This window comes from Burkholderia catarinensis (genome assembly GCF_001883705.2).
Classification (GTDB): Bacteria; Pseudomonadota; Gammaproteobacteria; order Burkholderiales; family Burkholderiaceae; genus Burkholderia; species Burkholderia catarinensis.
Map to the genome: position 1 here is coordinate 1 of NZ_MDEQ02000034.1, position 20548 is coordinate 20548.

Annotated in this window: 22 protein-coding genes, 1 tRNA gene and 1 pseudogene; 10 read left to right on the forward strand and 14 right to left on the reverse strand. The window is 68.3% G+C overall.

Features of this window, described 5'->3' with window-relative positions:
- The 7 genes and pseudogenes from BFF94_RS33230 to BFF94_RS33260 form a co-directional block, all read right to left on the reverse strand.
- Positions 1–194 (reverse strand): annotated as a pseudogene (locus BFF94_RS33230) (IS3 family transposase); the annotation flags it as partial.
- Positions 195–313: 119 nt separating this feature from the next.
- On the reverse strand, positions 314–1063 hold the full coding sequence (gene cobA / locus BFF94_RS33235) for a uroporphyrinogen-III C-methyltransferase (protein ID WP_219140298.1): 750 nt from the start codon (positions 1061–1063) through the stop codon (positions 314–316).
- A gap of 73 nt (positions 1064–1136) precedes the next feature.
- A complete protein-coding gene (locus BFF94_RS33240; RefSeq protein ID WP_128843172.1) occupies positions 1137–2453 on the reverse strand; it encodes a sulfate adenylyltransferase subunit 1 in 1317 nt (438 codons plus the stop codon).
- A gap of 22 nt (positions 2454–2475) precedes the next feature.
- Entirely contained in the window at positions 2476–3438 is a 963-nt protein-coding gene (cysD, locus tag BFF94_RS33245) for a sulfate adenylyltransferase subunit CysD (RefSeq protein ID WP_128843171.1), read from the reverse strand.
- A 76-nt stretch (positions 3439–3514) separates the two neighbouring features.
- On the reverse strand, positions 3515–4270 hold the full coding sequence (locus BFF94_RS33250) for a phosphoadenylyl-sulfate reductase (RefSeq protein WP_128843170.1): 756 nt from the start codon (positions 4268–4270) through the stop codon (positions 3515–3517).
- A complete protein-coding gene (locus tag BFF94_RS33255) occupies positions 4267–4809 on the reverse strand; it encodes a DUF934 domain-containing protein (protein WP_219140299.1) in 543 nt (180 codons plus the stop codon). The genes BFF94_RS33250 and BFF94_RS33255 overlap by 4 nt, the downstream gene beginning before the upstream one ends.
- Before the next feature lie 25 nt (positions 4810–4834).
- The gene (locus tag BFF94_RS33260) at positions 4835–6514 is read right to left on the reverse strand and encodes a nitrite/sulfite reductase (protein WP_128843169.1); all 1680 of its coding nucleotides are present in this window, start codon (positions 6512–6514) and stop codon (positions 4835–4837) included.
- A 214-nt stretch (positions 6515–6728) separates the two neighbouring features.
- Here BFF94_RS33260 and BFF94_RS33265 point away from each other — a divergent pair, with 214 nt between their 5' ends.
- From BFF94_RS33265 to BFF94_RS33280, 4 genes are all read left to right on the forward strand, one after another.
- Positions 6729–7670 (forward strand): CysB family HTH-type transcriptional regulator, encoded by a 942-nt coding sequence (locus BFF94_RS33265; RefSeq protein WP_128843168.1) that lies wholly within the window; start codon positions 6729–6731, stop codon positions 7668–7670.
- A 188-nt stretch (positions 7671–7858) separates the two neighbouring features.
- On the forward strand, positions 7859–9016 hold the full coding sequence (locus BFF94_RS33270) for an ABC transporter substrate-binding protein (protein WP_219140300.1): 1158 nt from the start codon (positions 7859–7861) through the stop codon (positions 9014–9016).
- A 96-nt stretch (positions 9017–9112) separates the two neighbouring features.
- Positions 9113–9197, forward strand: a tRNA-Leu gene (locus BFF94_RS33275).
- Between the two features lie 146 nt (positions 9198–9343).
- On the forward strand, positions 9344–9511 hold the full coding sequence (locus BFF94_RS33280; RefSeq protein WP_164497730.1) for a hypothetical protein: 168 nt from the start codon (positions 9344–9346) through the stop codon (positions 9509–9511).
- 52 nt (positions 9512–9563) lie between these two features.
- Here the strand turns inward: BFF94_RS33280 and BFF94_RS33285 are convergent, their stop codons facing one another.
- The gene (locus BFF94_RS33285; protein WP_128843167.1) at positions 9564–10466 is read right to left on the reverse strand and encodes a LysR family transcriptional regulator; all 903 of its coding nucleotides are present in this window, start codon (positions 10464–10466) and stop codon (positions 9564–9566) included.
- Between the two features lie 118 nt (positions 10467–10584).
- On the opposite strand from BFF94_RS33285, the gene BFF94_RS33290 reads away from it, so the two are divergent.
- On the forward strand, positions 10585–11322 hold the full coding sequence (locus BFF94_RS33290; RefSeq protein ID WP_219140301.1) for an SDR family oxidoreductase: 738 nt from the start codon (positions 10585–10587) through the stop codon (positions 11320–11322).
- Between the two features lie 59 nt (positions 11323–11381).
- On the forward strand, positions 11382–12281 hold the full coding sequence (locus BFF94_RS33295; protein WP_128843166.1) for an SDR family oxidoreductase: 900 nt from the start codon (positions 11382–11384) through the stop codon (positions 12279–12281).
- A 30-nt stretch (positions 12282–12311) separates the two neighbouring features.
- Here the strand turns inward: BFF94_RS33295 and BFF94_RS33300 are convergent, their stop codons facing one another.
- Positions 12312–13202 carry an alpha/beta fold hydrolase gene (locus tag BFF94_RS33300; RefSeq protein ID WP_219140302.1) on the reverse strand — a complete coding sequence of 297 codons (891 nt, stop codon included), beginning with the start codon at positions 13200–13202 and terminating at the stop codon, positions 12312–12314.
- Positions 13203–13308: 106 nt separating this feature from the next.
- Between BFF94_RS33300 and BFF94_RS33305 the strand changes: the two genes are divergently transcribed.
- Positions 13309–14205 (forward strand): LysR family transcriptional regulator, encoded by an 897-nt coding sequence (locus tag BFF94_RS33305; protein ID WP_219140303.1) that lies wholly within the window; start codon positions 13309–13311, stop codon positions 14203–14205.
- Between the two features lie 40 nt (positions 14206–14245).
- Here the strand turns inward: BFF94_RS33305 and BFF94_RS33310 are convergent, their stop codons facing one another.
- The 4 genes from BFF94_RS33310 to copC all read right to left on the reverse strand — a co-directional run bounded on the left by BFF94_RS33310 (position 14246) and on the right by copC (position 17261).
- A complete protein-coding gene (locus BFF94_RS33310; RefSeq protein WP_219140304.1) occupies positions 14246–15181 on the reverse strand; it encodes a LysR family transcriptional regulator in 936 nt (311 codons plus the stop codon).
- A gap of 187 nt (positions 15182–15368) precedes the next feature.
- Positions 15369–16142: an SDR family oxidoreductase gene (locus BFF94_RS33315; protein WP_128842016.1), complete on the reverse strand. Its 774-nt coding sequence runs from the start codon at positions 16140–16142 to the stop codon at positions 15369–15371.
- 178 nt (positions 16143–16320) lie between these two features.
- A complete protein-coding gene (locus BFF94_RS33320; RefSeq protein WP_128842017.1) occupies positions 16321–16821 on the reverse strand; it encodes a DinB family protein in 501 nt (166 codons plus the stop codon).
- A 65-nt stretch (positions 16822–16886) separates the two neighbouring features.
- Positions 16887–17261: a copper homeostasis periplasmic binding protein CopC gene (copC, locus tag BFF94_RS33325; RefSeq protein ID WP_128842018.1), complete on the reverse strand. Its 375-nt coding sequence runs from the start codon at positions 17259–17261 to the stop codon at positions 16887–16889.
- Between the two features lie 112 nt (positions 17262–17373).
- Between copC and BFF94_RS33330 the strand changes: the two genes are divergently transcribed.
- Together BFF94_RS33330 and BFF94_RS33335 are read left to right on the forward strand one after the other, a co-directional pair.
- Positions 17374–18090, forward strand: a complete 717-nt coding sequence (locus BFF94_RS33330) for a pseudouridine synthase (protein ID WP_219140305.1) — start codon at positions 17374–17376, stop codon at positions 18088–18090.
- Between the two features lie 106 nt (positions 18091–18196).
- Positions 18197–18385: a hypothetical protein gene (locus tag BFF94_RS33335; RefSeq protein ID WP_128842020.1), complete on the forward strand. Its 189-nt coding sequence runs from the start codon at positions 18197–18199 to the stop codon at positions 18383–18385.
- Here BFF94_RS33335 and BFF94_RS33340 read toward each other — a convergent pair.
- Complete coding sequence (locus BFF94_RS33340) at positions 18368–19405, reverse strand: NAD-dependent epimerase/dehydratase family protein (protein WP_219140306.1); 1038 nt, start codon at positions 19403–19405, stop codon at positions 18368–18370. The genes BFF94_RS33335 and BFF94_RS33340 overlap by 18 nt on opposite strands.
- 107 nt (positions 19406–19512) lie before the next feature.
- Between BFF94_RS33340 and BFF94_RS33345 the strand changes: the two genes are divergently transcribed.
- Positions 19513–20544: a CDP-6-deoxy-delta-3,4-glucoseen reductase gene (locus BFF94_RS33345; RefSeq protein WP_128842021.1), complete on the forward strand. Its 1032-nt coding sequence runs from the start codon at positions 19513–19515 to the stop codon at positions 20542–20544.
- Positions 20545–20548: the final 4 nt, after the last annotated feature.

Below are 20548 nucleotides of genomic sequence, written 5' to 3' on the forward strand. Positions count from 1 at the left end.
GCACGCCCGGATGGATCGGCCCAATCCTGCAAGCCGTGCTTACGTAACCATACCAGTACGGTCGAGCGTCCCTGAATTCCGTAGCGTCGCTGCGCCTCTATGTACGTCAGCTCGCCTTTTTCGACCTGCGTCACCACCGACAGCTTAAAAGCCAGACTGTAGTCCCGCTGGGTCCGCTTGATCCCTTGCTCCACTTGGCACCTCTTCGTTTCGGCGAAAAAGTGTCAACCTATTTCAGGACGGGTCACACACAAAGAAAAAGCGCCGGCTTCCGCCAGCGCTTTTTTCGTTTCGGACTGCGGCCGAATCCCGCTCAGGCGGCATCCTGCAGCGGATCGCCCGCTTTCGCGTGCCGTGCGCGCTCGGCGAACGCGTCGCCGATCATCAGCAGGCTCGGTTGTGCGGGATCGAGCCACGCCTGCGCGTCGCCCGCCGCCATCTGCGCGAGCGTCAGCGTCAGCGAGCGCTCACGCGCGGTGCTGCACGCCTCGACGATCGCCACGGGCGTCGCCGGCGCACGGCCGGCGTCGATCAGCTCCTGCGCGATGCCGGGCGCGCTGTCGCGGCCCATGTAGTAGACGATCGAATCGGCGCGCGCGGCTTCGCGGATCTCGTCGCTGCCCGGCGCACGGCTGTGTGTCGCGAACGCGACGCTGCGGGACACGCCGCGCAACGTCAGCGAACGCTTCAGCGTCGCCGCGCCGGCCAGCGCCGCGGTGATGCCCGGCACGACCTCGTAGTCGATGCCGGCCGCCTCGAGCGCGCGCATTTCCTCTTCCGCACGACCGAACAGCATCGGGTCGCCGCCCTTCAGCCGCACGACGCACGCATGCTCGCGCGCCGCATCGACGATCTGCTTGTTGATGAAGTGCTGCGCGGTCGAGCGCTGCCCGCAGCGCTTGCCGACCGCGATCCGGCGCGCGTTCGGCGCGTAGTCGAGCATCGCGGGCTCGACGAGCGCGTCGTGCAGCACGACGTCCGCCTGCTCGAGCAGCCGCGCGCCGCGCACCGTGATGAGGTCGGCCGCGCCCGGCCCTGCTCCAATCAGATACACCTTGCCCATGTTTGTCGCTTCGCTTGGTCGCTGCTACGGCGGCGGCCGGCCCGCGCCGCCGGATGGCGGCACGGTTCGCCGGTTACGCCGAAAATGCCCGGATCATGCCGGCGGCGACCGTGTGGTGCGTCGCCTCGTCGATCAGCACGAACGCGCCCGTGCCCGGATGCGCGTCGTACGTGTCGCAGACGATCGGCTTCTGCAGCGTCAGCGCGACGCGGCCGATGTCGTTCATCTTCAGTTCCTGGCGGTCGGTCGCGTGCGACAGCGTATGCACGTCGAGCACCTGCCTGACCGCACCGATCTTCGCGAACACCGTGCTCGTGGTCTGCTTCAGCAGGTATTTGCGCTGCGTCGACAGCGGCGTTTCGTCGAACCAGCACAGATCGGCCTCGAGCTTCTTGGCCGGCTCGACGGGTTCGGCCGTCGTCACGAACATGTCGCCGCGCGACACGTCGACATCCTCCTCGAGACGGATCGTCACCGTCTGGCCCGCGAACGCGTGCGCGATGGACGCGGTGCCGCCCGGCACCGGCGCGACGATCTCGGCGACCGTTGCGGTGCGGTTCGACGGCAGCACGACGATCTCGTCGCCGACCTTCACCTCGCCCGACTCGATCCGGCCCATGTAGCCGCGGAAATCGTCGGCCGAGCTGCCGTCCTGGCGCGCGACCCACTGCACCGGGAAGCGCAGCGCGTCATGCGCCTGGGTCTCGACCGGCAGCGCTTCGAGCACGTCGAGGAGCGGCTCGCCCGCGTACCACGGCATGCGCTCGCTCGCGCCGACGATGTTGTCGCCCTTCAGCGCCGACACCGGCACGAAGCGCACGTCGGCCAGGCCGAGCTGCTTCGCGAGCGTGACGTATGCGTCGCGGATCTCGTTGAAGCGCGCCTCGCTGTAGTCGACGAGGTCCATCTTGTTGATCGCGACGATCACGTGCTGCAGCGCGAGCAGCTTGACGATCGCGCTGTGGCGCTTCGTTTGCGGCAGCAGGTCCGCGACGCCGTTCTCGACCGTCACGCGCGTCGCGTCGACCAGGATGATCGCCGCGTGCGCGGTCGATGCGCCCGTCACCATGTTGCGGGTGTACTGCTCGTGGCCCGGCGTGTCGGCGATGATGAACTTGCGCTTCGCCGTCGCGAAATAGCGGTACGCGACGTCGATCGTGATGCCCTGCTCGCGCTCGGCTTCGAGACCGTCGGTCAGCAGCGCGAGGTCGAGCTCGTCGCCGACCGTACGCTTGTTCTTCGCGCGCGACAGCGCGGACAGCTGGTCGGACAGCACGGCCTTGCTGTCGTACAGCAGGCGGCCGATCAGCGTGCTCTTGCCGTCGTCGACGCTGCCCGCGGTGATGAAGCGCAGCACGCCGAGGTCTTCGTTGTTCTCGATGATGCTCATGATGTGAATGTCCTCGTGTGCTTCAGAAATAACCTTGCTTCTTGCGCTGTTCCATCGCGGCTTCGGAGGCCTGGTCGTCCATCCGGGTCGCGCCGCGCTCGGTGATCTCGGTCACCGCCGTCTCGGCGATGATCTTCTCGACGACGTCCGCGTCGCTCTCGACCGGGCACGTGCAGCTGATGTCGCCGACCGTGCGGAAGCGCACCTGCGCGAGCTCGCTCGTCTCGCCGTCACGCATCGGCGTGAGCGGCGTGACGGGCACGAGCAGCCCGTTGCGGCGCACGATCTCGCGCTGGTGCGCGTAGTAGATCGACGGCAGTTCGAGATTCTCGCGCGCGATGTACTGCCACACGTCGAGCTCGGTCCAGTTCGAGATCGGGAACACGCGAAGGTGCTCGCCCTTGTGCAGGCGTGCGTTGTACAGGCTCCACAGTTCCGGGCGCTGCGCCTTCGGATCCCATTGGCCGAATTCGTCGCGGAACGAGAAGATGCGTTCCTTCGCGCGCGCCTTCTCTTCGTCGCGGCGCGCGCCGCCGATCAGCGCGGTGTAGCCGTGCTGCTCGATCGTCTCGAGCAGCGTGACGGCCTGCGCGGCGTTGCGCGAATCGGTTTCGCGGCGCAGCACGACCGTGCCGCGCTTGATCGAATCCTCGACGTGGCCGACGACCAGCTCGGCGCCGAGCTCCTGCGCGCGGCGATCGCGGAAGTCGATCACTTCGTCGTAGTTGTGCCCCGTGTCGATGTGCACGAGCGGGAACGGCAGCGTCGTCTTGCGGTTCGCGCCGAGGCCGAACGCCTTCAGCGCGAGATGCAGCACGACGACCGAATCCTTGCCGCCCGAGAACAACAGCGCCGGCTTGCTGCATTCGGCGACCAGTTCGCGCAGGATGTGGATCGACTCGGCTTCGAGCCAGTCGAGGTGGCCCATGCGGCTGTCGGCACCGGTGGGCGGGGCAAAGGCGGATTGCTCGAGCGTCGTGCTCATGATTTCAGTCCTTCTCTTCCGGGTTCGTGCCGCCCGCTTTCCGGGCAGCGCAAGATTCAGTATTTTTGCAAGTGGCTCAGTGCGTGGCGCCGGCTTCGGCTGTCGCAGGAATCGGCGTGATCGCGATGTGCAGGCCGCATTCCTTCGTGTCGCGCGACTCCCACCACCAGCGGCCCGCACGGCTGTCCTCGCCGGGGCGGATCGCTCGCGTACACGGCTCGCAGCCGATGCTCGGGTAGCCGCGCGCATGCAGCGGGTTCACCGGCACGTCAAACGCCTTGAGGTACGCCCACACGTCACTTTCCGTCCAGTCGGCGAGCGGATTGTACTTCGCGATCCCGCGCGCCTCGTCCTGTTCTTCCTCGTGCAGCTCCGCACGCGTGACCGACTGCTCGCGGCGCTGGCCCGTGACCCATGCGCCGACGTCCGACAGCGCACGGTTCAGCGGCTCGACCTTGCGGATGTGGCAGCACGACTTGCGCAGCTCCACGCTCTCGTAGAACGCGTTCAGGCCGTGCTCGGCAACGTACTGGTCGACCGCATCCTGCTGCGGATGAAACTGCTCGATCTCGTAGCCGTAGCGCTCGCGCACGCGATCGATCATGCCGAGCGTTTCCGCGTGCAGCCGGCCCGTGTTCAGCGAGAAGATGCCGATCGACACCCCTTTCGACAGGATCGCATGCGTCAGCAGCATGTCTTCCGCCGCGAGGCTGCTCGCGAACTTCACTTTCTCGTGACGTGCACCGATCTGCGCGAGCAGCGCGTCGAGGCGCTCGACCTTCGCGGCGAGTTCCGGCGTCAGCGCGGTGGCGGTGGTGGTCGCGGTGCTCATGCGCTCACCTTGGCGTCGGCCGCGGCCGCGCGGCGGCGGAACAGCGGCGCCGGCTCGTCGAACGCGCCCTGGTAACGCTGCGTGAATTCCGTGAAGGCATTCAGCGCGTCGTGGATGTCCTTGTCGGCCCGCACCGCGAATGCGTCGAAGCCGCAACGCGACATGTACAGCAACTGGTCACGCAGCACGTCGCCGATCGCGCGCAGCTCGCCCGTCCAGCCGTGGCGCTCGCGCAGCAGGCGCCCGATGCTGTAGCCGCGGCCGTCCGCGAAGCGCGGGAACTCGACGGCGATCAGCGAAATCGCGCCGAAATCGTCCACGAGACCGGCCGGTTCGCTGTCCGGCGCGAGCCACACGCCGAGTTCGTCCTTCGTCTTCGCGGCGACGAGCGCCGCGCGCTCTGCCTGCCACAACGCGAACGGCACCAGCACCTTGCCGGCCGGCAACGCGTCGACCACGGGCAGCGTACCGTCTTCCGCCGCGCGCACGACCTGCCATGCGTCGTCGATCACTGCGCGGTTCTTGATAATCGAAGCCATCTGCAAATTCCCTCTACCCGGTTGGTTACGCGTTCACTGCCTGGCGCGCCGCATACACGCGCTCCTTGAACGGCGCGATGCCGATGCGGTCGTACGTGTCGACGAAGCGCTCGCCGTCGATGCGCGAATCGACGAACGTGTCGATCAGCTTCGCGATCACGTCGGGCACTTCTTCCGCCGAGAACGACGGCCCGATCACGCGGCCGAGGCGCGCGCCGTTCCGGCCCGTGCCCTGCTCGCCGCCGAGCGACACCTGGTACCACTCGGCGCCGTCCTTGTCGACGCCGAGGATGCCGATGTTGCCGACGTGGTGATGACCGCACGAGTTCATGCAACCGGAAATGTTCAGCGACAGGTCGCCGAGGTCGTACACATAGTCGAGATCGTCGAAACGCTGCTGGATCGCCAGCGCGATCGGGATCGACTTGGCGTTCGCGAGCGAGCAGAAGTCGCCGCCCGGGCACGCGATGATGTCGGTCAGCAGGCCGATGTTCGGCGTCGCGAAACCGGCCGCCTTCGCCTTTTCCCACAGCGCGAACAAGTCGCGCTTCTTCACGTTCGCGAGAATCAGATTCTGCTCGTGCGACACGCGCAGCTCGCCGAACGAGTAAGCGTCGGCCCAGTCGGCGACCAGTTCCATCTGCTGGTCGGTCGCGTCGCCCGGCGCCACGCGGTGATCCTTCAGCGACAGCGTGACGGCTGCATAGCCCGGCACCTTGTGCGGCGCGACGTTGCGCTCGACCCAGCGCGCGAACGCCTTGTTCTCGAGCAGGTGCTGTTCGAACGACGCGTCGGTGTCGGCCACCTTCTCGTAGACGGGCGGCGTGAAGTACTGCGACACGCGGTCGAGCTCGGCCTGCGTGAGCGTCGACGGGCCGTCCTTCAGGTGCTGCCACTCTTCCTCGACCTGCTGCGCGAACTTCGCCGGCGACAGCGCCTTCACGAGGATCTTGATGCGCGCCTTGTACAGGTTGTCACGACGGCCGTAGCGGTTGTACACGCGCAGCACGGCTTCGCAGTACGTGATCAGGTGCTGCCACGGCAGGTCTTCCTTGATCACCGCGCCGACGATCGGCGTACGGCCGAGACCGCCGCCCGCGAGGATGCTCGCGACCACTTCGCCCTGCGCGTTCTTCTTCAGGTACACGCCGAGGTCGTGGATCTGCACGGCCGCGCGGTCGTGCTTCGAGCCCGACACCGCGATCTTGAACTTGCGCGGCAACCATGCGAATTCGGGATGGAACGTCGACCACTGGCGCAGGACCTCGGCCCACGGACGCGGATCGATCTCCTCGTCCTGGGCGACGCCTGCGAACTGGTCGGCCGTGATGTTGCGGATGCAGTTGCCCGACGTCTGGATCGCGTGCATCTGCACCGACGCGAGCTTCGCGAGGATTTCGGGCGAGTCTTCCAGCTCGATCCAGTTGAACTGGATGTTCGAACGGGTCGAGAAGTGACCGTAGCCGCGGTCGTGTTCGCGGGCGATGCGTGCCAGCATCCGGAGCTGGTCGCTGCGCAGGTTGCCGTACGGAATCGCGATGCGGTGCATGTACGCGTGGCGCTGCATGTACAGGCCGTTCTGCAGACGCAGCGGACGGAACTCGTCTTCGCTCAACTCGCCCGACAGCCGGCGGCGCACCTGATCGCGGTACTGCGCGACACGCTCGTCGACGATCGTCTGGTCGTATTGGTCGTACTGATACATTCGGGGACCCCAGGGTTTTCGTGGTGACCGCGCGACGTCCTAGCCACGTCGCGCCCGAATCTCCGTTCCGCCGTCACCGCCGCCAGCCGCTGCCGGGTGGATTGCTAATGACGAAAACAGATATCCATATTTGAAAAACTCCGGTGAATCGTAATAAACTCGCCTTATATTTCAAACGACTAAAAAATTCTGTTGATATGCGGAAGGGTTATAAATGAACCTGCACCAGTTTCGCTTCGTGCGCGAGGCCGTCCGGCAGAATTTCAACCTCACCGAGGCCGCCAAGGCGCTCTACACGTCGCAACCGGGGGTATCGAAGGCGATCATCGAGCTCGAGGACGAGCTGGGCGTGGAGATCTTCACGCGGCACGGCAAGCGCGTGCGCTCGCTCACCGAGCCGGGCAGGATCATTCTCGCATCGGTCGAGCGGATCCTGCAGGAGGTTGAAAGCCTTAAAAGGGTCGGGAAGGATTATGCAGCGCAGGACCAGGGCAACCTGACCATCGCAGCGACCCACACGCAGGCCCGCTACTCGCTGCCGGCCGCGATCGCCGAGTTCAAGAAGCGCTTCCCGAAGGTGCACCTGTCGATCCTGCAGGGCAGCCCGACGCAGGTCGCCGAGATGGTGATCCACGACCAGGCCGATCTCGCGATCGCGACCGAGGCGATCTCCGACTACAAGGAACTCGTGTCGCTGCCCTGCTTCCAGTGGCATCACGCGGCCGTCGTGCCGGCCGACCATCCGCTGCTCGAACGCAAGCCGCCGACGCTCGACGATCTCGCGCAATACCCGCTGATCACGTACGACAACGCGTTCGCGGGCCGCAAGAAGATCAACCATGCGTTCGCGCTGCGCGGGCTGTCGCCGGACATCGTCCTCGAGGCGATCGACGCCGACGTGATCAAGACCTATGTCGAACTCGGCCTCGGCGTCGGGATCATGGCCGACATCGCGTTCAATCCCGAGCGCGACCGCAACCTGCGGCTGATCCCGGTCGGCCACCTGTTCGGCAGCAACGTGACGCGCGTCGCGCTCAAGCAGGGCGCCTATTTGCGCAGCTATGTGTATACGCTCGTCGAACTGCTGTCGCCGACGCTGAACCGCAAGCTGATCGAGCAGGCACTCAAGGGCGAATCCGAATCGTACGAGCTTTGATAAGCGCCCCCAGACCTGTCGCGTCGCGCCAGGCCTCCCGAGGGGGTCAGCCCCCAAGGGGACTTCCTGCGGGGCGGAAAACTTGGGACGGCCCGGTGTTTTCCTGAAGCGTCCCCAGACCTGTCGCGTCGCGCCAGCCCCCCGAGGGGACTTGGCACCCCTTTTTGCTGCCTGACGGAGATCCCCGCATGACGCTTCCCGCCCTGTTGCGCCGCGCCGCCGCCGGCGCCCTCATGCTGGCCTGCGCGAGCGCGCATGCCGACCTGAAGGTCGGCGTCGACCTGTCGTCGACCGGCCCGGCCGCCGCGATCGGCATCACGAGCAAGAACGCGATCCTGATGTGGCCGAAGACGATCGCCGGGCAGCCCGTGCAGGTGACGGTGCTCGACGATGCGTCCGACCCGGGCATCGCGGTGCGCAACATCCGCAAGCTGGTCGACGAGGATCACGTCGACGTCGTGGTCGGGCCGAACATCACGCCGGCCGCGCTCGCGGCACTCGACGCGGTGGCCGCCGGGCAGACGCCGATGATCACGCTGGTCGGCTCCGGCGCGATCGTCGAGCCGCAGGAAGGCGCGCGGACCTGGGCGTTCAAGATGGCGCAGAGCGACCGCGCGATGGCCGACGTGATGACGCGCTACATGGCGAACCACGGCGTGAAGACGGTCGGCTTCATCGGCTTCGCGGACAGCTACGGCGACAGCTGGCTGAACGAGTTCACGCGCTTTGCGGACCTGCGCAAGATCCGCGTCGTCGCGACCGAGCGCTTCAACCGCACCGACGCGAGCGTCACGGGCCAGGCGCTGAAGCTGATCGCGGCGAAGCCCGACGCGATCCTGATCGCGGGCTCGGGCACGCCGGCCGTGCTGCCGCAGCGCACGCTGATCGAGCGCGGCTACAAGGGCCCGGTCTACCAGACGCACGGGATCGCGACACCGGAATTCATCAAGCTCGGCGGCAAGGACGTCGACGGGACGCTGTTCCCGACCCAGCCGGTGGTCGTCGCGCACACGCTGCCGGCCGACCATCCGGCCCGCAAGGCCGCGCTCGCGTTCGTCGATGCGTACGAGGCAAGGTACGGCGCCGGCACGGTCACGCAGTTCGCGGGCGACGCGGCAGGCGCCTACCCGCGCCTCGCCGACGCGGTCGGCCGCGCGCTGAAGACCGCGCAGCCCGGCACGCCCGCGTTCCGCGCGGCGCTGCGGCGCGAGCTCGAACGCGCGCACGAGCTCGTCGTGCCGAACGGCGTCGTCAACACGAGCGACAAGGATCATGTGGGGCTCGATCAGCGTGCGAGCGTGATGGGGATCGTCAGGCAGGGCCGGTTCGTCTACCTGAGCCAGTGACGTGCGCGGCCGGCGCCCGGGCGGCTTGCCCGGCGTCGGGATTTCAGCCATAATCCGCGTTTCGCCGCGCACGCTCGCATGCGCGGCCAGCATCAAGCCCAGGTGGTGAAATTGGTAGACGCAGGGGACTCAAAATCCCCCGCCGCAAGGCGTGCCGGTTCGATTCCGGCCCTGGGCACCAGAATTCGCAGCGTCATGCGCTGCACCTGTCGAAACCCGCGCAAGCTCGCTGCTTCGCGGGTTTTTTGTTTTTGCCGCGCGTACCGCAACGCATGCCCCTGCGCAACGGTCCAAGCATCACGGAGATGTGCGGCACGGAGGCACGCCATGCCCATGCACATGATTTCATGCCCGATCTGCCGCGGCGTGCTCGCCATGGCGCTGGCGCTCATGCTGGGCGGATGCGATGTGCTGAGCGCGCCGCCGGTGCCGGACTGGCCGGGGCCGCACGCCCCCTACCCGTTCCCGGACAATATCCCGCATCGCACCGAATGAACCGACGGGAAGACCGCCGGGCCACCCGCCCGCCTTCTTCCGCCGTGCCGGCTCAGGCCATCAACTCCCGCACGAAGTCGAGAAACGCGCGCACCTTCGCGGCAACGAGATTGGACGCGTGGTGATACGCGTAGAGCGGGAATGTCTCGTCCGCCCACTCCGGCAGCAGCAGCACCAGCCGCCCGTCGGCCACGATGTCGCGCGCATAGAGTTCCAGCAGCTGCGCGATCCCCGCGCCGCCAAGGCACGCGCCGAGCAGCATGCCCGTATCGTTGACCATCAGCCGGCCGGCGGCATCGAACGGCACCACCTCGTTGCCGCGATGGAATTCCCATTCGAACGGCCGCCCCGTCACCGGATCGCGGATCAATACGCAACGATGCCCGTCTGCAAGATCCCGCGGATGCCGCGGTTCGCCGCGACGTGCGACATAGGCCGCCGACGCGCAGGTGAGCACGCGCGTCTCGAGCAGCAGCCGCGCGCGGTATGACGACGGTTCCGGAACGCCGAAACGCACCGCCACGTCGAATCCGTCGGCGACTAGGTCGCCCATCCGGTCGCGCACGCTGATCTCGACGGACAGGTCGGGGAAGCGGTCGAGAAATTCCGCCATCCTCGGCGCCAGCACGTAATGACCGAAGGTCGCGTCGACGTTGACGCGCAGCCGCCCCCTGACGCGTGCCTTCGATTGGCCGGCGTCGACCGCCGCCTCCTCGATGCCGGCCAGCAGCGGCGCGACCGCCTCGTAAAAGCGCCGGCCTTCATCGGTCAGCGTGATCGCACGCGCCGTCCGGTTGAAGATCCGGATGCCGACGCGCTCCTCCAGCCGGGCAACGGCACGGCTCACCGCCGGCTGCGTCAACCCCATCGCCTCGCCCGCGCGCGCGAACGTGCCGGCCTCGATCACCGCCGAGAGCACGCCAATACCGCTCAGGAGCCTGCTGTCGAATGCCATAAGACATACTTTTAGTCATTCTTGATCTGATCATTATTCATTATTTTTATTTATCGAGGAAGCCTACATTGAGTCCTGTCGCCGGATCGCACGGCACCTACGAAACAAGGAGCAGGACATGAGCACATCGGAACAGGTCGCCCTCGTCACGGGCTCGTCGCGCGGCATCGGCGCGGAAATCGCACGCCGTCTCGCCCGGGACGGTTTCAGGGTCGTCGTGAACTATGCCGGCGGCGCCGGCCCCGCCCGGGAAGTGGTCGACGCGATCGTCGCCGGCGGCGGCGAAGCCGTCGCGGTGCAGGCGGACGTCGCCGATCCGGCGGCGGTGGCCGCGCTGTTCGACGCGGCCGAGCAGGCGTTCGGCCGCGTCGACGTGGTCGTCAACAGCGCGGGCATCATGAAACTCGCCGCCATCGCCGACTTCGACGACGCTACCTTCGACCAGACCGTCGCGATCAACCTGAAGGGCGCGTTCAACGTCTGCCGCGAGGCGGCAAAGCGCGTGCGCGACGGCGGCCGCATCGTCAACCTGACGTCGAGCGTGATCGGCATGCGCCTGCCGACCTACGGCATGTACATCGCGACCAAGGCGGCCGTCGAGGGCATGACGCAGGTGCTCGCCCAGGAGATGCGCGGTCGCGGCATCAGCGTGAACGCCGTCGCGCCGGGGCCGGTGGCGACCGAGCTGTTCCTGCACGGCAAGAGCCCCGAACTCATCGACCGGATGGCGAAGACGAACCCGCTGGAGCGGCTCGGCCAGCCCGAGGACATCGCCGGCGTCGTCGCGTTCCTCGCCGGCCCCGACGGTACGTGGGTCAACGGTCAGGTCCTGCGCGCCAACGGCGGCATGTGCTGACAACCCGCACGAACGGACCGCCCGTCGCGGCCCGCCCCCCCTATTGCCGGAGATCGATCATGAAGGAAGTCATTCTCGTCACGGGCGCATCCAGCGGCTTCGGCCTGCTGACGGCCCAGGCGCTCGCCCGCGCCGGCCATACCGTCTACGCGTCGATGCGCGAAAGCGCCGGTCGCAACGCGCCGCGCGTCGCCGCCATCGCCGCCTACGCGCACGAACACGGCGTTGACCTGCACACCGTCGAACTCGACGTCGGCGACGACGCGTCCGTCGCTGCCGCCATCGATCGCGTGATCGCGGACAGCGGCCGCCTCGACGTCGTCGTCCACAATGCCGGCCATATGGTGTTCGGCGCGGCCGAAGCATTCACGCCCGGGCAGATGGCACAGCTCTACGACATCAACGTCGTGTCGACCCAGCGCGTGAACCGTGCGGCGCTGCCGCACCTGCGCAGCCAGGGCCGCGGCCTGCTCGTCTGGGTGTCGTCCTCGTCCGCGCGCGGCGGTACGCCGCCGTTCCTCGCGCCCTACTTCGCCGCGAAGGCCGCGATGGATTCGCTCGCGGTGTCCTACGCCGCCGAACTGGCCCGCTGGGGCATCGAGACGTCGATCGTCGTGCCGGGCGCCTTCACCAAGGGCACGAATCACTTCGCCCACGCGGGCAAGCCGGCCGATGCCGCCGTTCAGGCTGCCTACGACAGCGGCCCCTACGCGGGTGTCGCCGACCAGGCGCTGCGGGGCCTCGCCGCCCTCGAACCCGCGGATGCCGATGCCGGCGCCGTCGCGACGGCGATTGCCGGCATCGTCGCAGCTCCGGCCGGCAAGCGCCCGTACCGTGTGTTTGTCGATCCGTCGCAGGACGGCGCGGAGGAGGTGTTCCGCGTCGGCGATCGCATCCGCCGCGAGATGTTCCGCAACCTCGGCCTCGACGACCTGCTCGCGCCCCGCGCCGCCGGGTAAGCGCCTGCGCGGCGGGCCGGCCGGCGCGCGTCAGCCGCGCTCGCAGAACCCGAGGATCGCGTCCGCGACCGCCGCCGGCGCCTCGCGCTGCGGAAAGTGGCCCGCCCCGTCCAGCACCTGCCGCGCGTAGCGTCCCGCAAAGAACCGCTCCCGCCCGGCCGAACCGTCCGGATGATTGCAGGTGTCCGCGCCGCCGTGCAGCACGAGCGTCGGCACCGACAGCACCGGCGCCGGGTTCAGCCGCGCATCGTCGTCGGCATAGGCCGGCGTACCCGGCGCGAATCCCCAGCGATGCCGGTACGAATGCAGCACGACATCGATCCAGTCGGGCCCGTCGAACGCGGCGGCGGCAGCCTCGAAATCGCCGTCGCGATACCAGCCCGGCGGCGACCACGTGTCCCACATCAAGCGGGCAAACGCGCGGCGATCGTCGCGCAACGCCTGCTCGCCGCGCGGCGTCGCCATGAACCAGTGATACCAGTAGTTGCGCGCCTGCTGCAGCGACAGCGGCTGACCGGGATCGTTGGTGCCATAGCCCACCGACAGCATCACGAGATGCGATGCGGCGCCGTCGCGCAGCCCGCACGCGTTCGCGGCCGCCCGGGCGCCCCAGTCGTGCCCGACCACCACGGGCCGCTCGACGCCGAGCGCATCGACGAATTCGAGCAGGTCGCGTCCGAGCGCCGCGAGCTGGCCGCTGCGCGGCACGGCTGCATCGCGAAAGCGCGTGGGCGCAAAGCCGCGCAGCGCGGGCGCGAGCACGCGGTAGCCGCGTGCGGCGAGCGCCTCGGCCACGGCGCCCCAGCCGACCGGGCTGTCCGGCCAGCCGTGCAGCAGCACGGCCACGCGTTCGCCGCGCCGGTTCCATTCGAGATAGGCAATATCGAGCGACGCGGTCGTCGCATGCGCATAGGTCATCATCGTGTGCTCCGTTGGGTCAGCCCGAGCGCACGATGGTAGGCCGGCCTTTCATCACGATTCACGGAGTATCATGATTCATTATTCGAATATCGCGTTGAATTGATCGATGGAATCGCTGACCGACCCCGCGTCGACCTCGCTCGACATCACGCTGCTGCGCACCTTCCTCGAAGTCGTCGACAGCCACGGGTTCGCGCCGGCCGCGGAACGCCTCGCACTGACGCCGTCCGCCGTCAGCGGTCACATCAAGCGGCTCGAACAGGCGGCCGGCACGGTGCTGCTCGCGCGCACGACGCGCCGTATCGCGCTCACGCCGGCCGGCGACACGCTGTACGCGTATGCGCGCAACATCGTCGACATGGAGCGCGAAGTGCGCGCGAGGCTGCGCGGCGCACCGGCGCACGGGCGGCTGCGTGTCGGCGCATCGGAGGATTTCGCGGGCGCGTGGCTGCCGCAGGTGTTGCGCACGTTCCGCGACCGCCACCCGCACACGGCGATCGAGCTGAAGGTCGGCATCACCGCGTCGCTGCTGCGCGAGCAGACGCTCGGCCGGCTCGATGTCGTGTTCGGCAAGCAGTGCCGGCAGGTCGACACGCCGGGAGAACTGCTATGGGAGGAGCCGCTCGTGTGGGCATTCGCGTCGGATCGTACGCTCGACGCCGACGGCGAAGTGCCGCTCGCGCTGTTTCCGCAGCCGTGCGTCTATCGGGAAGCCGCCGTCGCGGCGCTCGCCGCCGCGCTGCGGCCGTTCCGCGTGCTGTTCGAGAGCAGCAGCATGGCCGGCTGCGTATCGGCCGCGCTCGCGGGCTTCGCGGTCACCGCGCTGGCGCGCAGCCAGCTGCGCGACGGCCTGCGCGAATGCGGGCCGCAGGACGGCCTGCCGGCGCTGCCGGCCGCGCGCTTCCATGCGTTCATCGCGAAGCCGGACGGCGCCGCCGCGGCGTTGATCGATGCAGTGCGGGAGGCCGGGCGCGGCCGGCGGTTCGCGGCGCTGCCCGACTGAAACAGGCGCGACGGCACGGGACGCAAACCGGCCGCACCGGTCAGTCGCCTTCGATGCCCGTCGCTTCCCCGGTCCTCGCCAGCGCGTCCGCCATCAGTTCTCCGAACCACTCGACGAACGCATTGAGCCGGCGCGAGCGGTGCCGCCGATGCGGATAGACGGCCGACACGTCCATCGGCGCGGCGCGATGGCCGGGCATCACGTCGACCAGTAGGCCGCTGTCGAGCAGATGCTCGACGTCGAAGCGCGGAATCTGGATCAGCCCCATCCCGGCGATACAGCCGGCGATATAGGTTTCGGCGTTGTTGACGATCACGCGGCTCGGTACCGTCAGCGTGTGCTGCTGGCCGTCCGCGCAGTATTCCCACCCGAGCTCGCGCCCCGTCGTCGGCGACGCATAGCCGATCGCCCAGTGCCCGTGTGCGAGCGCATCCGGATGCTCGGGCACGCCGCATTCGCGCAGGTAGTCGGGGCTCGCGCAGTTGATCAGCGTGAACTGGCCGAGCGGCCGCACGACGAGGCTGCTGTCCGCGAGCCGCCCGACGCGAATCGCGCAGTCGACACCCTCCTGCACCAGGTCGATCGAGCGGTCCGTCGAGCCGAGCGAAAGCTGCAGCTTCGGGTAGCGGCGAAACAGCGACGGCAGCGCGGGCGCCACCATGCGGCGCGCGATCCGGCTCGGCACGTCGACGTTCAGCCGGCCGATCACGTCGTGGTCTCGGCGGCGGAACAGGCGGTCGAGTTCGTCGGCCTCCGCGAGCAGGCGCCGGCCGCGTTCGAGCAGCAGCACGCCGTCGGCGGTCAGTTGCACCTGGCGCGTCGTGCGATGCAGGAGGCGCGTGCCGAGCCCGGCTTCGAGCTGCTGGACGGCCGCCGACACGGTCGCGCGCGGCACGTCGAGCGCATGCGCGGCCTTGATGAAGCTGCCCATCTCGGCAACCTGCAGGAAGATTCTGACCTGATCCAGCTTGTCCATCGGCGGGAAACGTGGTTCGGATGATCGCCGCCGCCAGCCGTCGCACGTCGCGGCAGGGCCCGGCGGTACCGAGAAAACGGGCGCGCGGCCTCGCGGCTGCGCGCCCGTCCATTGTCCACGCAAACGAGCCATTGCGGTGCGCCGCGCGCCCGCGACGGCCGCCGGCGCGGCCCGTTATCCCGGCCGGTTACTTGGTCGTATAGCCGCCGTTGATCAGGATCGTCTGGCCCGTGATCCACCAGCCGTCGGTCACGAGATGGCGGATGAACGGCACGACGTCCTCGATATCGGTCAGGCCCGTCTTGCTGAACGGCGACAGCGCGGCCGCCGTCTTGTGATACGCAACCGCATCGGCGCCTTCGGCCGGGTAGAAGAACGGCGTGTCCATCGGGCCCGGCCCGACGGCCGTCACCGAAATCCCGCGTGCGCCGTACTCCTTCGACGCCGCGCGCGTGAAGTGCTCGACCGGCGCCTTCGACCCTTCGTATGCCGCATAGAACGGCGTGAACGCGCCGAGCAGCGACGTCACGAGCGTGACGAGCTTGCCGTGATCCTCGAGGTGCCGCCCCGCTTCCTTGATGAAGAAGAACGCCGACTTGCTGTTGACCGCGAACATCTCGTCGTACTCGGCCTCGCTGATCTCGGTGAACGGCTTCTTCAGCACCTTGCCGACCGTGTTGATCGCGATGTCGATCTTGCCGAAGCGCTGCTTCGCGTCGTCGAACAGCTTCTCGACCGCGGCGGCCGTCGTCAGGTCGGCCTGGAACGTCGCGGCGTCGGCACCGGCCGCGCGCACCGCGGCGGCCGTCGCCTCGGCCTGCGCCTGCGATGCCGCGCTGTTGTAGTGAATCGCCACCGCCTTCGCGCCGTGGCTCGCCAGGTCCCGCGCGATCAGGCCACCGAGATTCTTTGCGCCGCCTGCGATCAGGACGACCTTGTCTGCGAGCGTATGAGTTGCCACGGTTGACTCCTTTTTTCGTTGAGCGAAGCTAGGAGTGTAGGCACGCGCGACTTGCCGGTCAGCCGGTCGCGGCTGGATGGATTATCCAGAAAATAGATCCAATCGGAACGACGCAGTGCGGTCTGCCGCACCGACAAGGGCGCCGGAATCCGCGTTCGATTGCGCAACCGCCGCCGGCTCAGCGCGCGTACAGCGCCGCGTCGATCTTGCCGAGCAGCCACTGCATGCCGGCCAGATGCTGCTGGTCGTGGCTGCACAGGTAATGGACGAGCCCGCGCACGGTCAGCGAACCGTAGCCGTCGAACTCGCCGGTGCGCGCGAGCTGGTCGGGCGTGAGGCGCGACACGAGTTCCAGCGTCTCGCGTCGCGCCTCGCGGATCGCCGCGAGCACGTCGGATGCATACGCGTCGTTGTAGCGGCGCTCGATCGCGAGCGCGTCGCCGTCGATCGACACGAGCAGCGGCCGGTCTTCGTCGAGCATCCGCCGCAGCCGCACGTGATAGCCGTCGATCTCGATGTCGCGCACGTGGCAGAGCTGCCCGAGCGGCGAGAAGTGCTCGCTCGGGATTCCGGCCCAGTCGTCGGGCGTCCAGCGCGCGTAGCCGTCGGGCACGGCAGCGAAATGCGCTTCGAGCAGACGGGGGAAATCGGCGAGTGCGTCGAGCGTCGTCGGAGTCATGCGGGAAGCTCCCTGTCGGATAAGGGCGGCGGCAGCCCTGGCACGGGCCTGCCGCCGCCGTTGCGTCATTTCACGCTGAAGCCGTACGCCCCCTGCGTGCGGTGCCCGTCGGTCGCGACGGCCACCCATTTCACCGTATAGGCGCCTGCGCCGACCGCCGTGAGCGGCACCGTCATCCGCTTGCGGTTCGACGCTTCGATGCGCGCGTTGCCGTCCGACACCGTCTTGCCGTCGCCGTCGACGACGACGATCGAGCTGAACGCCGGCTCCAGCGGCTCGGTGAAGTCGATCGTGACGGCAGCCGGTGCGGCGGCCACCGCCGCGCCCGCCGCCGGGTCGCTCTTGGCGAGATGCGCGTGAGCGAACGCGGCCGACGAAACGGTCGCGGCAAGGATGACGGCGGCAGCCCTGCGGCCGAGCGGGAACGAAGCGAAATGCATGGACTTTCCGTGAACAATGAACGGGCGCCGCGCGCGGCGCGGTTCCGGCAGCTTACCAGCGCATGCGCGTTCATGCCGCTCGCGCGTCGCCGCTTGATAGAATGCGCGCGCTATGGATCTCGAAAGCATTCTCTACACCCAGGGCTTCGGCTCGCGCCGCCAGTGCCGCGGCCTGATCGAAGCGGGCCGCGTCGCCGTCGCGGGCACCGGCGCGACCGACCCCGACGCCGCGTTCGACACCGACGGGCTCGTGTTCTCGGTCGACGATACGGCATGGCCGTTCCACGCGCATGCGTACCTCGCGCTCAACAAGCCGGCCGGCTACGAGTGTTCGCGCGATCCGCAACACCATGCGAGCGTGTTCAGCCTGCTGCCCGCGCCGCTCGTCGCGCGCGGCGTGCAGTGCGTCGGGCGTCTCGACCAGGATACGACGGGCCTGCTGCTGCTGTCCGACGACGGCCAGTTCGTCCACACGTACACGTCGCCGAAGCGCAAGGTGCCGAAGACCTACGTGGCGACCGTGCGCCACCCGCTCGACGACGCGCAGCTGCACGCGCTGCGCACCGGCGTGCAGCTGCATGGCGAGCCGAAGCCGATCGCGGCGGTCGCCGCGGACGCGCGCGACACGCACGTGCTCGCGCTGACCGTCCTCGAAGGCAAATATCACCAGGTCAAGCGCATGGTCGCGGCGGCAAGCAATCGCGTCGAGTTGCTGCACCGCGAGAGCATCGGCGGCTTCGCGCTGCCCGGCGACCTCGAACCGGGCGCGTGGCGGTGGCTCGACACCACCGACCTTTCAGCGTTGCGCAATCCCGTCAAAACCCTGTAAGGGAAAATCCGCACGATCGTTCGGTGCCCGGCCGCATCTCGGCCGCACGATCCCCCGCTATACTGAAACCACAAGCTGTACGAGCAGCGATGCAGGGGGAGACATCATGAACATCAACCATTCTTTCGAACTGTCGTCCGTGACGATCGCGTTCGCGGTCGTCGGCGTCATCGTGATCGGCGGCCTGCTGGCCGCGATGCACCTGAAGCACAAATATCATCCGAACCTGATCGGCGCGCTGATCGGCGCGCTGTTGTGCTTCCTGCTGATCGAGGCGTTACCGGCGCTGACCTGATGCGCTGCCCGGCGCGAGCGTTTGAAGGAAATCGTCTACCGTCGGATATCGCAACGTCACGCACAATTCGGCCTTGAGCCGTGCATTGGACAGGCGCCGCGACTCGCGCATGAATGACAGCAGCGTCGGTTCGAGCTGGCGTTCGGCGTCCGCGCGGCTGACGCGCGGCGGCCTCGGCAGGCCGAGCACCTGCGCGACCCGGTCGAAATACTCCCCCATCCGCAGTTCGCTGTCGTCCGACGCGTGCACGGCGCGCGCCGGCTTGCCGCGCTCGGCCGCACGGCGCAGGATCGCCGCGAGATCGTCCGCGTGGATGTGGTTCGTGTAGACGTCGTCGTCCGGCTCGAGCGCCGGCGTGCCGCGCTCGAGCCGCGCGACCGGCAGACGATTCGCCGCGTAGATGCCGGGAATGCGGACGATGCGCGCGGACAGCACGCCGCGCACCGTCGCCGCGCGCAATTGCCGCTCGGCCGACACGCGCCGGAACGCGCGCGGATTCGCGGGGCGCAGCGGGTGCGTTTCGTCGATGCGCGCGCCGCCGCAGTCGCCGTATACGCCCGTCGTGCTGGCATAGACGAGCCTCGGCGCGCGAAGGCCGTCGGGTACAATACGCGCTGCCCGGACGGGCGCGCCGGCTTGTCGGGCAGCGGCGCGCAGCGTTCGGAGCCGGCCGACCGCCGATGCCGGCGGCACCGGCGGCCGTCGCGCAGGTACGGACATTGCGGCGATCAGCGCACGCGTGCGCCGGTCGTCGCGGCCGTCGGACTGCGGCGGCGCGAGATGCAGGATCGTGCGGGCAAGCCCCGCGAGGCGGCCGAGCGTCGCCGGGCGATCGAGGTCGCCGACGATCGGCGTCGCGCCCGCGGCGCGCAGTTCGTCGCGGCGGGCCGGGTGGCTCGTCAGCGCGAAGATCCGCAGGTTGCGGCGCGAGTCGCGCCATTGCGCGACGCAGCGCATGCCGACGTCGCCGCAGCCGACGATCAGTGCGCGCGGCCGGCGCAGGATTCGTGTCGCGATCATGTTGGTTGCGAAATCAGTAGCCACCGCTGCGCGACGCGCAACGGGTTTGCATTGTAGCTGCCGTGCGCGATATGCACGGTCCCCACATTTTGTTCTAGTTTGGTTCTATGGCATTCAACGTCACTCTCAAGCAAAGCGGCCGGCAATTCCAGGTCGAGTCGGACGAAACCGTGCTGGCGGCCGCGCTGCGCCAGAACGTCCACCTGCCGTACGGCTGCAAGAACGGCGCGTGCGGCTCCTGCAAGGGCCAGATCGTGTCGGGCCAGATCGAACAAGGCCCGCACGCCGCGTCGGCGCTGTCCAATGACGAGCGCACACGCGGCCTCGCGCTGCTGTGCTGCTCGAAGGCGCAGTGCGATCTCGAGATCGACGTGCGCGAGATCGCCGGCGTCGACGGCGTGCAGGTCAAGAAGCTGCCGTGCCGGATCGCCGCGCTCGAACGCAAGGCCGACGATGTCATGGTCGTGAAGCTGCAGTTGCCGGCCAACGAACGCCTGCAGTATCTCGCGGGCCAGTACGTCGAGTTCATCCTGAAGGACGGCTCGCGCCGCAGCTACTCGATGGCGAACGCGCCGCACGAGGAAGGCCCGGTCGAGCTGCACATCCGCCACATGCCGGGCGGCAAGTTCACCGATCACGTGTTCGGCGCGATGAAGGAGCGCGACATCCTGCGCTTCGAAGGCCCGCTCGGCACGTTCTTCCTGCGCGAGGATTCCGACAAGCCGATCGTGCTGCTCGCGTCGGGCACGGGCTTCGCGCCGATCAAGGCGATCATCGAGCACGTGAAGCACACGGGCATCACGCGCCCGATGACGCTCTACTGGGGCGCCCGCCGCAAGAAGGACATCTACCTCGGCGAGCTCGCCGAACAGTGGGCGCGCGAGATCCCGAACTTCACGTACGTGCCGGTGCTCTCCGAGCCGGACGCCGGCGACCAGTGGGCAGGCCGCACGGGCTTCGTCCATCGCGCGGTGATCGAGGACCTGCCCGATCTGTCAGGTCACCAGGTGTACGCGTGCGGCGCGCCGGTGATGGTCGAATCCGCGCAGCGCGACTTCACTCAGCACCATGCGCTGCCGGCCGACGAGTTCTACGCGGACTCGTTCACGAGCGCCGCCGATCTCGCGCATCCGGTCTGAGGCC

Excerpts from the sequence above, each read along its gene's own strand:
- cobA (WP_219140298.1), bottom strand. The coding sequence starts at position 1,063 with ATGGGCAAGGTGTATCTGATTGGAGCAGGGCCGGGCGCGGCCGACCTC.
- BFF94_RS33240 (WP_128843172.1), bottom strand. The coding sequence starts at position 2,453 with ATGAGCATCATCGAGAACAACGAAGACCTCGGCGTGCTGCGCTTCATC.
- cysD (WP_128843171.1), bottom strand. The coding sequence starts at position 3,438 with ATGAGCACGACGCTCGAGCAATCCGCCTTTGCCCCGCCCACCGGTGCC.
- BFF94_RS33250 (WP_128843170.1), bottom strand. The coding sequence starts at position 4,270 with ATGAGCACCGCGACCACCACCGCCACCGCGCTGACGCCGGAACTCGCC.
- BFF94_RS33255 (WP_219140299.1), bottom strand. The coding sequence starts at position 4,809 with ATGGCTTCGATTATCAAGAACCGCGCAGTGATCGACGACGCATGGCAG.
- BFF94_RS33260 (WP_128843169.1), bottom strand. The coding sequence starts at position 6,514 with ATGTATCAGTACGACCAATACGACCAGACGATCGTCGACGAGCGTGTC.
- BFF94_RS33265 (WP_128843168.1), top strand. The coding sequence starts at position 6,729 with ATGAACCTGCACCAGTTTCGCTTCGTGCGCGAGGCCGTCCGGCAGAAT.
- BFF94_RS33270 (WP_219140300.1), top strand. The coding sequence starts at position 7,859 with ATGACGCTTCCCGCCCTGTTGCGCCGCGCCGCCGCCGGCGCCCTCATG.
- BFF94_RS33280 (WP_164497730.1), top strand. The coding sequence starts at position 9,344 with ATGCCCATGCACATGATTTCATGCCCGATCTGCCGCGGCGTGCTCGCC.
- BFF94_RS33285 (WP_128843167.1), bottom strand. The coding sequence starts at position 10,466 with ATGGCATTCGACAGCAGGCTCCTGAGCGGTATTGGCGTGCTCTCGGCG.
- BFF94_RS33290 (WP_219140301.1), top strand. The coding sequence starts at position 10,585 with ATGAGCACATCGGAACAGGTCGCCCTCGTCACGGGCTCGTCGCGCGGC.
- BFF94_RS33295 (WP_128843166.1), top strand. The coding sequence starts at position 11,382 with ATGAAGGAAGTCATTCTCGTCACGGGCGCATCCAGCGGCTTCGGCCTG.
- BFF94_RS33300 (WP_219140302.1), bottom strand. The coding sequence starts at position 13,202 with ATGATGACCTATGCGCATGCGACGACCGCGTCGCTCGATATTGCCTAT.
- BFF94_RS33305 (WP_219140303.1), top strand. The coding sequence starts at position 13,309 with ATGGAATCGCTGACCGACCCCGCGTCGACCTCGCTCGACATCACGCTG.
- BFF94_RS33310 (WP_219140304.1), bottom strand. The coding sequence starts at position 15,181 with ATGGACAAGCTGGATCAGGTCAGAATCTTCCTGCAGGTTGCCGAGATG.
- BFF94_RS33320 (WP_128842017.1), bottom strand. The coding sequence starts at position 16,821 with ATGACTCCGACGACGCTCGACGCACTCGCCGATTTCCCCCGTCTGCTC.
- copC (WP_128842018.1), bottom strand. The coding sequence starts at position 17,261 with ATGCATTTCGCTTCGTTCCCGCTCGGCCGCAGGGCTGCCGCCGTCATC.
- BFF94_RS33330 (WP_219140305.1), top strand. The coding sequence starts at position 17,374 with ATGGATCTCGAAAGCATTCTCTACACCCAGGGCTTCGGCTCGCGCCGC.
- BFF94_RS33335 (WP_128842020.1), top strand. The coding sequence starts at position 18,197 with ATGAACATCAACCATTCTTTCGAACTGTCGTCCGTGACGATCGCGTTC.
- BFF94_RS33340 (WP_219140306.1), bottom strand. The coding sequence starts at position 19,405 with ATGATCGCGACACGAATCCTGCGCCGGCCGCGCGCACTGATCGTCGGC.
- BFF94_RS33345 (WP_128842021.1), top strand. The coding sequence starts at position 19,513 with ATGGCATTCAACGTCACTCTCAAGCAAAGCGGCCGGCAATTCCAGGTC.